This window comes from Aeromonas sp. 600886 (assembly GCF_049174935.1).
Taxonomy (GTDB): Bacteria; Pseudomonadota; Gammaproteobacteria; order Enterobacterales; family Aeromonadaceae; genus Aeromonas; species Aeromonas veronii_A.
In genome coordinates this window covers 14,608-27,598 of record NZ_JAAKUB010000018.1, presented here as the reverse complement: position 1 = coordinate 27,598, position 12,991 = coordinate 14,608, and the positions used below count along the sequence as shown (strand labels likewise).

Genomic DNA, 12,991 nt, shown 5'->3' with positions numbered 1-12,991 from the left:
GGCAGATCCTCAGAGGACTTTGCGATCTTCACGGGCCATCTTTTCCAGCTTCTGGCGAATGCGCTGGCGCTTGAGCGGGGACAGGTAATCCACGAACAACTTGCCCATCAGGTGGTCCATCTCGTGCTGGATACAGATGGCGAGCAGGTCGTCCGCTTCCAGCTCGAACGGTTTGCCGTGGCGATCCAGGGCGCGGATCTTGATCTGCTCAGCGCGCGGTACCAGAGCGCGGCTGCCAGGCACGGAGAGACAACCCTCTTCAATGCCGGTGCTGCCACACTGGGAGATCACTTCCGGATTGATCAATACCAGAGGATCTTCACGGTTTTCAGAGACATCGATCACTATGATGCGTTGATGAATATCCACCTGCGTTGCGGCCAGGCCAATGCCTTCCTCCGCATACATGGTTTCGAACATATCATCTACAATTTGTTGTAACTCGGGTGTAAAGGTCTCGACAGGGGCTGCGATAGTACGCAGACGCTCATCGGGAAAACGCAATACATCTAGAATGGCCATAGTTTTTTCTTTAGTTTCGTATAAATGCAGTCAATATTGGCGTAATTCTAGTCATTTACGCCGACAAAAAACAGCAACACTTTGCGCGCAGAGGTAACAGGGAGTGTTATGTATCTGAAGCAAACCATCCTCACCTGCCTGCTGGTGACCATGAGCCAAGCTGCTCTGGCCGATCAGCTGAGGTTGAAAGCGGGTTATCCCGAAAGCTATGTAGTGCAAAAAGGCGATACCCTGTGGGATATCTCCGGCAAATATCTCTCTGAGCCATGGCTGTGGCCCCGGCTCTGGAACATCAATCCACAGATTGCCAATCCGCACTGGATCTACCCAGGGGACGTGCTGCACCTGAGCTGGGTCAATGGTGAGCCCCGGCTGGGCAAAGCGATGCAGGGGGACAAACAGGTCATCCGTCTCGGCCCGAAAACCCGTTATGAGAGCAAGGCAAATCCTATCCCTACTCTGCCCTTCAGCGAGATAGGTCCCTTTTTGCAGACGGACCATATTTTGGCCGACAGTCAGCAGCAGAAAATGCTGCCCTATTTGCTGGGTTCAGACGAAAAGCACATTGGAATGCTTGAGGGGGACACCCTCTATGTGCAGGGAGCTCTGATACCGGGCAAGATGTATGGCATCTATCATCCCGGGGTGGTCTACAAGGATCGCGAGACAGGTGAGCTTTTGGGTCAGGAGGCCATCTTTGCAGGCGTGGTGCGTGCGGTAGCGCTGCTGGATGGTGATCGGACCGAAGTTACTCTCACCCACAACCAGCGTGAAGTATTGCAGGGTGACAAGATTATGGAGCTGCCCCCTCAGGAGAACATGCCTGCGGTTTTCATGCCCAAGGCTGCCCCGGCGATTGCCCCTGGCTACATCATCGACTTGCCGAGCAAAGCCAGGGGAGGGGGCAAGTTTGATGTGGTCTTGATTAACAAAGGCGCTCGGGATCAACTCTCCGCGGGCGATGTGCTCGATGTTCGGCGTCCGGGGGCTGCGCTGGTCACCAAGAATGGTGCAGTGAAATACAAGGAGTTCTCCTCTGTCTACGACAAGGTGTTCTACAGTAGTGGCAACCAGAAGGCACCACTGCCCTCTGAAGCGATTGCCCGCGTCATGTTGTTCAAGGTGTATGACAAGCTGAGTTATGGCCTCATCATGCAGAGCAAGGACATGGTGAGCTCGGGTTATCAGGTCACTCACTTCTGACGTGAATTACCCCGATGAGCGCTTGGCGCTCTGGTTAACCCTCAATGCGGTTACCGGAATCGGCCCTGTAACCGCAGTTCGGCTGCTGGAGCAGATCGGCGGTTCGATTGATGCCCTGTTTCAGAGCGATGAAACACAGCTGCACGGTATGGGGCTGTCGTCAGAGCAGATCAAACAACTGCGCTGGCCCTCGCCGGTTGTTGAGCAGAGTCTGGCTTGGGCCGCGTTACCTGGCAATCTCCTTATTCCGCAAGATCACCCTGTTTATCCGCCCTTGTTGCGTGAAATTCCCGCGGCCCCCCTGTTGCTCTACTGCCGTGGCGATCTTGAAGCGCTGTCGCTACCCCAGCTGGCGATGGTGGGGACACGTCATCCCACCTATGCAGGCAAAGATAACGCGTCCCGTCTCTGTAGCGAACTGGTTAGATGCGGGGTCGCCATCACCTCGGGCCTTGCGCTCGGTATCGATGGTGTTTGCCATCAGCAGGCGCTGGCTTGTGGTGGTATCACCCTTGCCGTGTTGGGCTCCGGGCTGGATTGCCTCTACCCCAAACGCCATCAGGGACTGGCAGGTCAGATTCTGGAGAAAGGTGGTTTGCTTATCTCCGAGCTGGCGCCGGATAAAGGGCCGCTGGCTGAACATTTTCCTCGTCGCAACCGTATTATCAGTGGTCTGTCGTTGGGAACTCTGGTGGTGGAGGCGACCGAGCAGAGTGGTTCGCTGATCACCGCTCGCTATGCACTGGAGCAGGGGCGCGAAGTGTTTGCGGTACCCGGCGCCCCGCAAAACGCCCAGGCGATAGGGTGCAACAGATTAATTCAGCAGGGGGCCAAACTTGTGCTGAGTGCGGCCGATATAGTGGAAGAGTTGCCAGAGTGGGTCGCACGGCCACATTCGTCGGTCATACCATCTGAGCAACCGCATAATAGCAAATTGCCTTATGCCGATTTGTTGGATAACGTAGATTATGAGACCACGAGCGTGGATACCGTTGCCGAGCGGGCCCAGCTTCCTGTCGAAGTGGTATTGGGCAGGTTGGTAGAGCTGGAGCTGGCCGGTGCAGTGATGGCGGTAGCCGGTGGATACGTCAGAGCGAGGAGGGCGAATCATGTTTGATGTATTGATGTACCTTTTCGAGACCTACATCCACAGCGATGCAGATGTGATGGTCGAGCAGGATGAGCTCACCGACGAGTTGAGCCGGGCCGGTTTCGATAAAGAAGAGATCGACAAGGCGCTCGACTGGCTGGAGCGACTGGCCAATCTGCACGATAGCGAGCGAGAGGTCTATGTCACCGCCAGCGCGCAAGGCTCGATGCGTATCTATGCTCCGCAAGAGCTGGCGCGCCTCAGCACCGAGTGCCGCGGCTTCCTGCTCTTTCTGGAACAGGCTCAAGTGCTGAATGCCGAAACCCGCGAGATCTGTATCGAGCGTCTGCTCGAGCTGGACAAGCCGGATATCGAGCTGGATGACCTCAAGTGGGTCGTCATGATGGTGCTGTTCAACGTACCGGGCAGTGAAAATGCCTACCAGCAGATGGAAGAGCTGGTGTTTGATGAGTCAGACGGCGTCATTCACTGACAGTCCGGTGCCGCGCTGGTAGAATTCAGGCCATCTGGATTTCAAGGCGCGGCCCATGTCAAAAATCGATCATCACCTCTTTTCAGCCCACGAACATGCCTTCGAGCGCGAGCCGTGCCCGCAGTGCGGGGCCGAGCTGGTGATCCGCCAGGGCAAACATGGCCCCTTTCTCGGCTGTTCTGCCTATCCTGCCTGTGATTACATTCGCTCCCTGACGCCATCCAGCCGCGACATCGAAAAGGTGCTCGAAGGCTCTGCCTGTCCCGATTGCGGAGAGCCGTTGGCGATCAAGAAGGGGCGTTACGGTCTCTTTGTCGGTTGTACCCAGTATCCGGCCTGCCAGCATATCGAATCCCTGCAGGAGAGCGACGATACCCAGATCCTCTGCCCCGAGTGCGGCAAGGGTCATCTGGTGAGCCGCACCTCCCGCTACGGCAAGCAGTTTTACTCCTGTGATGGCTATCCACACTGCAAATATGTGGTGAACGACAAGCCGATCCCCATGCCTTGCCCCGCGTGTGGCTGGGGCATCATGGTAGAGAAAAAAGTGAGGGGAACTCTGCGTTGGGTCTGTCCGCAAAAGAAATGCGGCCACCAAAGTGAGCAGGTATAATCCCGCCGCCGCAACCGGATTGAAACGTTTTCGGTGAACTTCAACCCCCCACTTGGAGTAAGGAAATTCCCACCATGAATAAACCCTTTGTTGCCGTATTGATGGGCTCTGATTCTGATTTCCCCGTGATGCAAACCACCCTCGAGGTGCTCAAGTCATTTGATATCGCAGTGGAAGTCAAAGTCACCTCCGCGCACCGCACGCCGGCTGCGACCCATCAGTATGTGACCGATGCCGAGGCCCGTGGCTGCAAGGTCTTTATCTGTGCTGCCGGTCTGGCTGCGCATCTGGCGGGTGCCGTAGCCGGCATCACGACTCGTCCCGTGATCGGGGTGCCCATCGATGGTGGCCCGCTCAAGGGGCTGGATGCGCTACTCTCCACTGTGCAGATGCCGGGTGGTGTGCCGGTAGCGACCGTGGCGATCGGCAAAGCCGGTGCCAAGAACGCAGGTTATCTGGCAGCCCAGATGCTGGCAGTAGCCGATGATGAACTGGCGGCCAAGGTTCGGGCCGAACGCCAGAAGAATGCCGAAGAGGTGATGGCTAAGGATGCCGCCCTGCAGGCTCAACTCAAGTAAGTGAATGGGTGGCGATCCGGATGTGTCGTATTTTTCCTGTGCTACAGCAAAACGTCACTTTGTTGTGGTCGCCGCCGTATGGATTCAACTTGCTACCAAGTGACGAGGCGGCAGCCAGGCTGCCGCATTTTTCCTATGCCAAATGAATTTGAACAGGCAGTTGCTGCCCTCCAGCAGGAAGGGGTGATTGCTTATGCGACCGAGGCCGTGTTTGGTCTGGGGTGTGATCCCGACTCCGAAGTTGCGGTGCAGCGACTGCTGGCCATCAAGCAGCGTCCGGTAGAGAAAGGGTTGATCCTGATTGCTGCCGATTTGGCGCAATTGCAGGACTACATCGATCTGAGCCAACTTAGCGGTGAGCAACTGGCTCGGGTTGAAGCCAGCTGGCCCGGTCCTTTTACCTGGATCATGCCTGCCCGTGCAACGACGCCGGCCTGGCTGACCGGGCAGTTCGAGACCCTGGCGGTGCGCGTGACGGCTCATCCTCAGGTACAGGCGTTGTGCCGTGCCTTTGGCAAGCCGCTGGTCTCTACCAGCGCCAACCTGACCGGTGAGGAGCCTGCCCGTCGGGTGGCCGATATTGGTGAGCGGCTGGCAAGCAAGTTAGCCTATATCCTGCCCGGTGAAGTGGGTGGTCAAGCCAACCCATCCGAGATCAAGGACGCCCGAACCGGCGCCATTATTCGCCCCTCCTGAGCAGGCGGATACGTCATGATTTGCCATCAATCCGCTGAGCGGTGAGCTCATCGGATTGATTTAACTATAAAAATGGACAGGGCGTTCACGATCCTGCCTGACTGGAGACAAGATGAGCAAACCGGATGTGGCCCAGGTCAAGGCCTTCCTGTTGCAGTTGCAGGACGAGATCTGCCGTGGTCTGGAGCAGGCCGATGGCAGTGGACACTTTGTGGAAGATGCATGGAGCCGTGAAGGCGGTGGTGGCGGACGCACCCGCGTGCTGCGCCACGGCGCGGTGATCGAGCAGGGGGGCGTCAACTTCTCCCATGTCTATGGCGATGCCATGCCTGCCTCTGCTACAGCACATCGGCCAGAGTTGGCCGGTCGCAAGTTCGAGGCGATGGGCGTGTCCCTGGTGATCCATCCGCACAACCCCTATGTGCCGACCAGCCACGCCAACGTCCGTTTCTTCATTGCCGAGAAAGAGGGTGAAGAGCCCATTTGGTGGTTTGGCGGTGGCTTCGATTTGACGCCCTTCTACCCGTTTGCCGAGGATGTGCAGTACTGGCATCAGGTCTCCCGTGATCTCTGCCAGCCCTTTGGTGATGAGATCTACCCCGAGTTCAAATCCTGGTGCGATCGCTACTTCTTCCTCAAACACCGCAACGAGACGCGAGGGGTGGGCGGTCTCTTCTTCGACGATCTTAATCGCTGGCCTTTTGCCGACTGCTTTGCCTTTATGCGGGCGGTAGGTCGGGGTTATCTGGATGCTTACCTGCCGATCATCGAGCGACGCAAGGCAGTGCCCTATGGCGAGCGGGAGCGGGAGTTCCAGCTCTATCGTCGCGGCCGTTATGTGGAGTTCAATCTGGTGTATGACCGGGGCACCCTGTTCGGGTTGCAGACCGGCGGACGTACCGAGTCGATCCTGATGTCGATGCCACCGTTGGCACGTTGGGAGTATGACTGGCAGCCGGAGGCGGGCACTCCTGAAGCCTTGCTCTACACCGATTACCTCACGCCGCGAGAATGGCTGTGACCCGAGGGACCATGATGGTCCCTTTTTACTGGCCGTTATTCGGCTTGTTCCCGAGTGCGAAAAACCGTTAAATCGGAATATTGCCTTCAGATGGAACTCTTTGATGGATCGTTATCTGGTTTTTGGCCACCCGGTGCGCCACAGCAAGTCCCCCTTCATTCACACCCTGTTTGCCAGACAAACCCAGCAAGAGCTGGAGTATGGGCTGGCTGAACCCGCCGTCGACGAGTTTGCCCAAGCCCTGCGCACCTTCTTTGACCAAGGGGGCAAGGGATGCAATGTCACCGTTCCCTTCAAGGAGCAGGCATTTACTCTGGTCGATCGCTTGAGCCCAAGGGCCAAGCGGGCGGGCGCGGTCAATACCATCAAGCTGACCGATGATGGCGTGTTGCTGGGGGATAATACCGATGGCGCCGGTCTGGTCGCCGATCTCAAGTCCCATGGTGTGACGCTGGCGGATAGCCGGATCCTGCTGCTGGGTGCCGGTGGCGCGGCTCGCGGTGCATTGGCGCCGCTACTGGCCGAGTTGCCGAGCGAGCTGGTGATCGCCAACCGCACCCACACAAAAGCGCAACAGTTGGCTGACGAATTCTGCGATCTGGGGCATGTGACTGCCCAGACCTATGAGCAGTTGGCAGGGTCATTCGATCTCGTCATCAACTCTACCTCCGCCAGCCTGCAAGGGGAGCTGCCGCCGTTGGCTCCCGCCCTGATCCACACGGATATTGCCATCTACGACATGATGTATGGCGCCTCGGATACGGCCTTTATCAGTTGGGCCAAACAGCATGGGGCCCGTCAAACCATGGATGGACTCGGCATGCTGGTGGAACAGGCCGCCGAAGCGTTTACCGTGTGGCGCGGAATTCGTCCCGGGACTAAACAGGTATTGAGAGAGTTGAAGCGTAACTTGGGGGTGATATGAACCAGGGGATTCTGTTTCCCGACCTGATGGAGTGGCAGGCTGACGAACAGCGGGTGCGTTTTCCTGCCCAGCAGATGGGGGCGCTGATAGATTGTTACATCAGCCATCGGCGACTGGAGAGAATGACAGGTCTGGCGCTGACGAGAGAGGATGACATCGTCAGAGCCTTCGAAAGTGTGCGTTTTGATATTGAAGATATTGCTGAAAAACTCATTGAAGAACAAGAGTTTGCTGAAGATGGCGCTATCTATCTCTGATTTTTCAAAGTTTTTTTGTTTTGTAGCGGAACTACTTTGAAATGGCGCTGACTAACTAGATAGTTGAGGAAGTGCTAGCTAGTCACCTTTATAACTCCCCGGTATTCGTACTGGGGATTTTTTTATCTGTATGAAAATAAAAGATTTTTTCTTAATCTGTAAGTTGTGAAACTAAATTACATAAATTACTTTCACTTTCTGCTGCTTTGCTGTACAGTTGTCTGCGTAGGGTACAGAGGTAAGATGTTCTATCTTTCAGACCTTTTATTTCACGTAATTGAATGTGGCTGAATAGCTGCCCCGATGAGATTCTCGTCGGGGTGTTTTTTTATACGCATAATTTAGAGTAAATGCTTTAAATTAGCGATGCATTTGATAGAATGAGGCTGCTTCTTGAGGAATACCTGTCGTCTGGTACTCAAGATTCAGCTTCTTCCCAATTTTTTGAACTTATTATTTCAGGCTGGATGGCATCACTGTCGTCCGGCCTCATTTTTATCCCTTTTGGTTAGATCTTGTAATTAAATTTCATTTTTGTCTATTTTTGTAATTATTGTTCGTTTTGAAAGAACGAATTTGAAAACGCTCTCAACGTCTTTAGATGTTAATTCCTTGCGTGAATCAACTACCTATCTATATGAACTGTAAGCAGTAATGGATATAGCCGGGGAGGCGAATGCGGGGTGTTTGTCGTGAGGCAGGTGAAAGCGGCAATCTGAAACCCTTTCAATCAGCGGAGGAGTGCTCCGCCAATTGCAAGGAGAGCGAGGAGTAGATTACTCCTCGGCAGGTTGCTGTTCGTCAGCGTTCAGCAGGTCGGTATCGTCACCACTGACGTACCATTCGGTCAGGGTTTTCGCCAGCTTTTCCACACCGATATTGGTGAGGGAGGAGAACGCTTCGACCTGGATCTGGGAACCGAGGTTGGCAACGGCCTGGCGCACCTTGATCACTTGGTTGTTGCGTGGGCCTGGGCTCAATTTGTCAGCCTTGGTCAGCAGCAGCATGACGGGCAACTGACGGTGCGAGCTCCACTCCAGCATGTTCATGTCGGTATCTTTGAGCGGGTGGCGGATGTCCATCAGGATCACCAGACCTTTCAATGACTCACGGCGCTGCAGATACTCTGCCAGTGACTTTTGCCACTTGAGCTTCATTTCCAGCGGAACTTGCGCATAACCATAACCCGGCAAGTCGACCAGACGCTTGCCCGGTTCCAGCTCAAACAGGTTGATCAGCTGGGTACGACCGGGTGTCTTACTGGTGCGCGCCAAGTTCTTGTGTTTGGTTAAGGTGTTCAATGCAGATGACTTACCGGCGTTGGAACGGCCGGCAAACGCGATCTCGACACCCCCATCATTTGGCAGGTGACGGATGTCGGGTGCGCTGGTCACAAAATGCACCTTATTGAAATTCAGAGTTTGTGTATCCAACGTAAATTCCCCATGGAGATAGAGGGTTATAGAGTTACTTTTTTGTAAAATGGTGTAAAATAGCGTCGCTTAAACGCGTTTATTTTAACATGCCTTCAGCGGCATGGGATCTGGAAGCCTAATAACGAAAAGTTGGAACGCCATGAAGAACCTAGTCATTACTCTTGCTCTGATGGTTGGCGTAACGGGGATGGCACAAGCCAAGGGCGATGCCGCTGCGGGACAGACCAAGGCTGCCGTTTGTGCGGCTTGTCATGGACCGGACGGAAACAGCCTGGTTGATATGTACCCCAAAATTGCTGGTCAGCACGCATCATATATCAAAAAACAGTTAGTTGAACTGAAGGCTGCCGCTTCTGGTCAAATTGGCCGGGTTGCGCCAGTGATGGGGCCGATGGCGTTACCTTTGTCGGAACAGGACATGGATGACCTGGCGGCTTATTTCTCCAGCCTGAAGGTTACCCCTATCGCTGTCCCTGACGACGTGGTCGAAGCGGGCAAGGCACTCTATATGGGTGGTGACATGAGTCGCGGTCTGGCAGCTTGTACGGCTTGCCATGGTCCCCGTGGCTCGGGTGTCGAACAGGCGAAGTATCCCAACCTGTCCGGCCAGCATCCTGCCTATATCAAGGCTCAGCTCACCGCATTCCGTGCCGGGACGCGTGACAACGATCCGAATGGCATGATGCGGGACGTTGCCAAGAAACTGACTGATCAGGATATCGAAGCCCTCTCCAAATATGTGGCGGGTCTGCACTGATATAGTCGATACGGTCGATTTGAGTTGAAACGGGGAGCCTGGGCTCCCTGTTGTTTTTATGGCTTTCAGATAATTCTCGGTTTAATCCCCCCGTTCTGTAAGAGATCTCCCATTCTCAAGGCAGGCCAAGGCTCATAAAATTGCATAAAATATTAAATAATCATTATTTATCAGTGAATTATATAAATATTGATATTTTTCGACATGTTGAGAATGTTTTGAGTGGATTGAGCCGCTTTATAGAGTTGGTACAGTAGGCTTAATGGATTCACCCACGGATTGGGTGACGGTTTCACGACAGGGTGTTGTGAGCAGAGGATGGCTGGCGTGGCGGGATGCCATGGGCTCGGATGAGCTGGCAAAGGATTGAAGGATCAGGATGGTGACCATCTCCGGAGCGGGATGGGGTTGCGGGATGCAGACTCCCCGGCACGATGGCAGGATGCGGTCGAGACGGGTCAAACAGGCACACGCACATTCAGGAACGACCAATATAAGGTCAGGATGACCACACAACGATATGATGCGGCGACAAGTTGTCATGGAGAGGACGAAACAGACTGTTTTGCCATTCAGGATGGCGCACGCATGAACATATCAAGGCAGCTTCGGCTGCCTTTTTTCTTTTGGGTCATTAACCCGATTAGCCATTCTGTGTCAAAATACCAGCAACATGCCCAGAGGATACCGATCCTGCGGTGTTCAGTGGCCTGATTGGGCCTGATTGGTGCGGGATCCTGCTCTTGTTCCAGCCTTACTGTTCCTCGCATCGTATCCCACCGGGTGAGATCATCCCGGGTACGGGTCAAACCAGTTATTTTCGGAGTTAGCCATTCATGTCTGCCAAACAACCCACTCGCAAGCCTACTGGCAAGCGCAAAGAATCTGATGTCAGTGCTCAGGAAGGCCGTGAGCGTAAACGGGCTGCCAAGCGCAAGGGCCTGAAGGCTGGTTCTCGTCAGCAAGTTGAACAGCCGAAGAGCAAGTCTGGCAACAGCCAGTCCAAAGATCCGCGTATCGGTTCCCGCAAGCCGGTGGTACTGGTGGTGGATGACAAACAGAAGAAGCCGACAGCCCCCAAGGCGGTGAAAGAGAAGACGTTGGTGATGACGCCCGAGCAGGAGCTGGCGTCCATCGAAAACGATGACCGCTTGAATGATCTGCTGGATCGTCTTGATGCCGGTGAAACCCTGGAAGCGGCCGAGCAGGCCTGGGTTGATCAGCGTGTCGACCGTTATCAGGAGCTGATGGATGAGCTGGGTATCATCGACAACGACGATGATGAAGATGACGAGCTGCCGTTTGATGATGGCGATGACGCCGAGTTCGACGAGCAGAAACCAGCCTCCGAAGAGGAGTTGTGGGACCGTTTCAACCAGGTCGATTTCAAGCCGGAACCCAAGCCTGAGCCGAAGAAAAAGTGATGAGTGGATGGATGCTGGCCGCCCTGTTGGGCGGCCTGATTTTGTCAGGATTGGCCATCTATGCAGGCATGCTGCTGGCCAGGCTGAGACGACAGCAAGCGATGCAGTGGCAGGCGATTACAGCTCGCAATGAACGAATTTTGGAGAGCGTGCGGGTCATTGCTCATGCGGTGCAGGAGGGGCAGTGTGATTACTCCGAAGGCGCCATTCGGCTGACCAATCTGCTGGATGCGTTGCAGATCAAGGGGGGACGGGCGTTTGTTGCCGAGTTCCCGGGTCTGTACGGGCTGTATGAGAAGGTGAAAGATATGCCGACTCATGAGGCCAGACGTGCCCTCAAGCGCAATGAAGTGATGAAGATGGATCTCGAACGCAGCGGCTACGAGGCCGAGCTGGAGGCTCAGATCCTCAAGGATGTGGCCCAGCTGAAGGATTTTCAGTTAGGTCGGTGAGCCAACAATAACAACAAGAGAGGAAGCGAGCGTGCAAGCAGAACAGATTGTGTGGGATCAGGCCCTGATCGAAAAATATAACTACAGTGGCCCGCGATACACCTCTTATCCCACTGCGCTGGAGTTCAACGAGAACTTCGGCTATCCGGATTTTGTCCACGCTGCTGGCCAGTATCCCGAGCGCAATCTGTCGCTCTACGTGCATATCCCTTTCTGTCACAAGCTCTGCTACTACTGCGGCTGCAACAAGGTCATTACCCGTCATCAGCACAAGGCTGACGAGTACCTCGACTACCTGGAGCAGGAGATCAAGGCGCAAGCCCCGTTCTTCAAGCATCGTCTGGTCACCCAGCTGCACTGGGGTGGCGGTACACCCACCTATCTGGATGAAGCGCAAACGCGCCGTCTGATGGCCATGCTGCGTGAGCACTTCCATTTCGCCGAAGAGGGGGAGTTCAGCATCGAGGTCGATCCGCGCGAGATTGCCATTACCATGCTGGATGTGCTGCGAGATGTCGGCTTCAACCGCATCAGCCTTGGGGTGCAGGACTTCAACAAGGATGTACAGGTCGCAGTCAACCGCGAGCAGGACAACGACTTTATTAAAGCCATGTTGGAACGGGCCCGTGAACTTGGCTTCCGCTCGACCAACCTCGACCTTATCTATGGCCTGCCGCATCAGGATCGTGCCAGCTTCCACCATACGCTGGAAGAGGTGCTCAAGACGGATCCGGCGCGCCTCTCCATCTTCAACTATGCCCATCTGCCGAGCCGCTTTGCCGCCCAGCGCAAGTTGAAAGAGGTTGATATGCCTGCGCCGCAGGAGAAACTGGCCATGCTGCAGGACACCATCGCCTTCCTGACCGGTCAGGGTTACCAGTTCATCGGTATGGACCATTTTGCCAAACCCGATGACGAGCTGGCAGTGGCGCAGCGCGAGGGCAAGCTGCACCGCAACTTCCAGGGCTATACCACCCAGGGAGATTGTGATCTGCTGGGGCTGGGGGTCTCCTCCATCAGCATGATCGGTGATGCCTATTCCCAGAACCAGAAAGAGCTCAAGGCTTATTACGCACAGGTTGCAGAGCTGGGTCATGCCCAGTGGAAAGGCTGCTCGCTCAATCAGGATGACCTGATCCGCCGTGAGGTGATCAAGCGGCTTATCTGTGATTTCCGTCTGAACTTTGCGTCTGTCGAGCAGGCGCACGGTCTCAATTTCAGAGAGTATTTTGCCGACGATCTCAAGCTGCTGCAGACCTTCATCAACGATGGATTGGTGCGTATGACGGAGGATGGTCTGGAGGTCTCCTCCACGGGGCAGCTGCTGATCCGCAATATCTGCATGTGTTTCGACGTGTACTTGCGCAACAAGGCGCGCCAGCAACAGTTCTCTCGCGTGATATAAGCTTGTTTGCCGATTAGAAAACAGAAAAGGGCGCCATAGTGGCGCCTTTTCATATGTATTTTTGCTTAAGCAGCGGGTCGGAAAGGTTCTGGTAAGAAGTCTCTGCGCTGAGGCAAGCA

15 protein-coding genes are annotated in these 12,991 nt (G+C 54.9%); 13 read left to right on the top strand and 2 right to left on the bottom strand.

Features of this window, described 5'->3' with window-relative positions:
* Window positions 1-9: 9 nt before the first annotated feature.
* Window positions 10-522, bottom strand: a complete 513-nt coding sequence (gene def, locus G5179_RS14285) for a peptide deformylase (protein ID WP_216952294.1) — start codon at window positions 520-522, stop codon at window positions 10-12.
* Between the two features lie 108 nt (window positions 523-630).
* Here def and G5179_RS14280 point away from each other — a divergent pair, with 108 nt between their 5' ends.
* From G5179_RS14280 to G5179_RS14240, 9 genes are all read left to right on the top strand, one after another.
* On the top strand, window positions 631-1,725 hold the full coding sequence (locus G5179_RS14280; RefSeq protein WP_421206321.1) for a LysM peptidoglycan-binding domain-containing protein: 1,095 nt from the start codon (window positions 631-633) through the stop codon (window positions 1,723-1,725).
* A 1-nt stretch (window position 1,726) separates the two neighbouring features.
* A complete protein-coding gene (gene dprA, locus G5179_RS14275) occupies window positions 1,727-2,842 on the top strand; it encodes a DNA-processing protein DprA (RefSeq protein ID WP_421258591.1) in 1,116 nt (371 codons plus the stop codon).
* Window positions 2,835-3,308: a DUF494 family protein gene (locus G5179_RS14270; RefSeq protein WP_005339699.1), complete on the top strand. Its 474-nt coding sequence runs from the start codon at window positions 2,835-2,837 to the stop codon at window positions 3,306-3,308. The genes dprA and G5179_RS14270 overlap by 8 nt, the downstream gene beginning before the upstream one ends.
* 55 nt (window positions 3,309-3,363) lie before the next feature.
* On the top strand, window positions 3,364-3,921 hold the full coding sequence (locus tag G5179_RS14265; RefSeq protein ID WP_421258590.1) for a topoisomerase DNA-binding C4 zinc finger domain-containing protein: 558 nt from the start codon (window positions 3,364-3,366) through the stop codon (window positions 3,919-3,921).
* A gap of 74 nt (window positions 3,922-3,995) precedes the next feature.
* Window positions 3,996-4,499, top strand: a complete 504-nt coding sequence (gene purE, locus G5179_RS14260; RefSeq protein WP_005339704.1) for a 5-(carboxyamino)imidazole ribonucleotide mutase — start codon at window positions 3,996-3,998, stop codon at window positions 4,497-4,499.
* A gap of 135 nt (window positions 4,500-4,634) precedes the next feature.
* Window positions 4,635-5,195, top strand: a complete 561-nt coding sequence (locus G5179_RS14255; RefSeq protein ID WP_019445779.1) for a Sua5/YciO/YrdC/YwlC family protein — start codon at window positions 4,635-4,637, stop codon at window positions 5,193-5,195.
* Window positions 5,196-5,307: 112 nt separating this feature from the next.
* Window positions 5,308-6,216: an oxygen-dependent coproporphyrinogen oxidase gene (gene hemF, locus G5179_RS14250; RefSeq protein WP_421258589.1), complete on the top strand. Its 909-nt coding sequence runs from the start codon at window positions 5,308-5,310 to the stop codon at window positions 6,214-6,216.
* Window positions 6,217-6,319: 103 nt separating this feature from the next.
* Window positions 6,320-7,141, top strand: a complete 822-nt coding sequence (gene aroE / locus G5179_RS14245; RefSeq protein ID WP_421258588.1) for a shikimate dehydrogenase — start codon at window positions 6,320-6,322, stop codon at window positions 7,139-7,141.
* Window positions 7,138-7,398: a DUF1488 domain-containing protein gene (locus G5179_RS14240; protein ID WP_069555578.1), complete on the top strand. Its 261-nt coding sequence runs from the start codon at window positions 7,138-7,140 to the stop codon at window positions 7,396-7,398. The genes aroE and G5179_RS14240 overlap by 4 nt, the downstream gene beginning before the upstream one ends.
* Before the next feature lie 776 nt (window positions 7,399-8,174).
* Here the strand turns inward: G5179_RS14240 and yihA are convergent.
* Window positions 8,175-8,831: a ribosome biogenesis GTP-binding protein YihA/YsxC gene (yihA, locus tag G5179_RS14235; protein ID WP_064337553.1), complete on the bottom strand. Its 657-nt coding sequence runs from the start codon at window positions 8,829-8,831 to the stop codon at window positions 8,175-8,177.
* A gap of 142 nt (window positions 8,832-8,973) precedes the next feature.
* Here yihA and G5179_RS14230 point away from each other — a divergent pair, with 142 nt between their 5' ends.
* The 4 genes from G5179_RS14230 (at window position 8,974) to hemN (ending at window position 12,872) form a co-directional block, all read left to right on the top strand.
* Complete coding sequence (locus G5179_RS14230) at window positions 8,974-9,591, top strand: c-type cytochrome (RefSeq protein WP_005339710.1); 618 nt, start codon at window positions 8,974-8,976, stop codon at window positions 9,589-9,591.
* 836 nt (window positions 9,592-10,427) lie between these two features.
* Complete coding sequence (yihI, locus tag G5179_RS14225; RefSeq protein WP_216979905.1) at window positions 10,428-11,015, top strand: Der GTPase-activating protein YihI; 588 nt, start codon at window positions 10,428-10,430, stop codon at window positions 11,013-11,015.
* Window positions 11,016-11,026: 11 nt separating this feature from the next.
* Complete coding sequence (locus G5179_RS14220; RefSeq protein ID WP_005339712.1) at window positions 11,027-11,467, top strand: DUF2489 domain-containing protein; 441 nt, start codon at window positions 11,027-11,029, stop codon at window positions 11,465-11,467.
* Window positions 11,468-11,498: 31 nt separating this feature from the next.
* Window positions 11,499-12,872, top strand: coding sequence for an oxygen-independent coproporphyrinogen III oxidase (hemN, locus tag G5179_RS14215; RefSeq protein ID WP_421258587.1), 1,374 nt, complete (start codon window positions 11,499-11,501; stop codon window positions 12,870-12,872).
* Window positions 12,873-12,991 lie beyond the last annotated feature (119 nt).

Bases quoted from the DNA above. Each gene is read 5' to 3' on its own strand.
- def (WP_216952294.1), bottom strand. From the start codon at position 522: ATGGCCATTCTAGATGTATTGCGTTTTCCCGATGAGCGTCTGCGTACT.
- G5179_RS14280 (WP_421206321.1), top strand. From the start codon at position 631: ATGTATCTGAAGCAAACCATCCTCACCTGCCTGCTGGTGACCATGAGC.
- G5179_RS14270 (WP_005339699.1), top strand. From the start codon at position 2,835: ATGTTTGATGTATTGATGTACCTTTTCGAGACCTACATCCACAGCGAT.
- G5179_RS14265 (WP_421258590.1), top strand. From the start codon at position 3,364: ATGTCAAAAATCGATCATCACCTCTTTTCAGCCCACGAACATGCCTTC.
- purE (WP_005339704.1), top strand. From the start codon at position 3,996: ATGAATAAACCCTTTGTTGCCGTATTGATGGGCTCTGATTCTGATTTC.
- G5179_RS14255 (WP_019445779.1), top strand. From the start codon at position 4,635: ATGCCAAATGAATTTGAACAGGCAGTTGCTGCCCTCCAGCAGGAAGGG.
- hemF (WP_421258589.1), top strand. From the start codon at position 5,308: ATGAGCAAACCGGATGTGGCCCAGGTCAAGGCCTTCCTGTTGCAGTTG.
- aroE (WP_421258588.1), top strand. From the start codon at position 6,320: ATGGATCGTTATCTGGTTTTTGGCCACCCGGTGCGCCACAGCAAGTCC.
- G5179_RS14240 (WP_069555578.1), top strand. From the start codon at position 7,138: ATGAACCAGGGGATTCTGTTTCCCGACCTGATGGAGTGGCAGGCTGAC.
- G5179_RS14230 (WP_005339710.1), top strand. From the start codon at position 8,974: ATGAAGAACCTAGTCATTACTCTTGCTCTGATGGTTGGCGTAACGGGG.
- yihI (WP_216979905.1), top strand. From the start codon at position 10,428: ATGTCTGCCAAACAACCCACTCGCAAGCCTACTGGCAAGCGCAAAGAA.
- G5179_RS14220 (WP_005339712.1), top strand. From the start codon at position 11,027: ATGCTGGCCGCCCTGTTGGGCGGCCTGATTTTGTCAGGATTGGCCATC.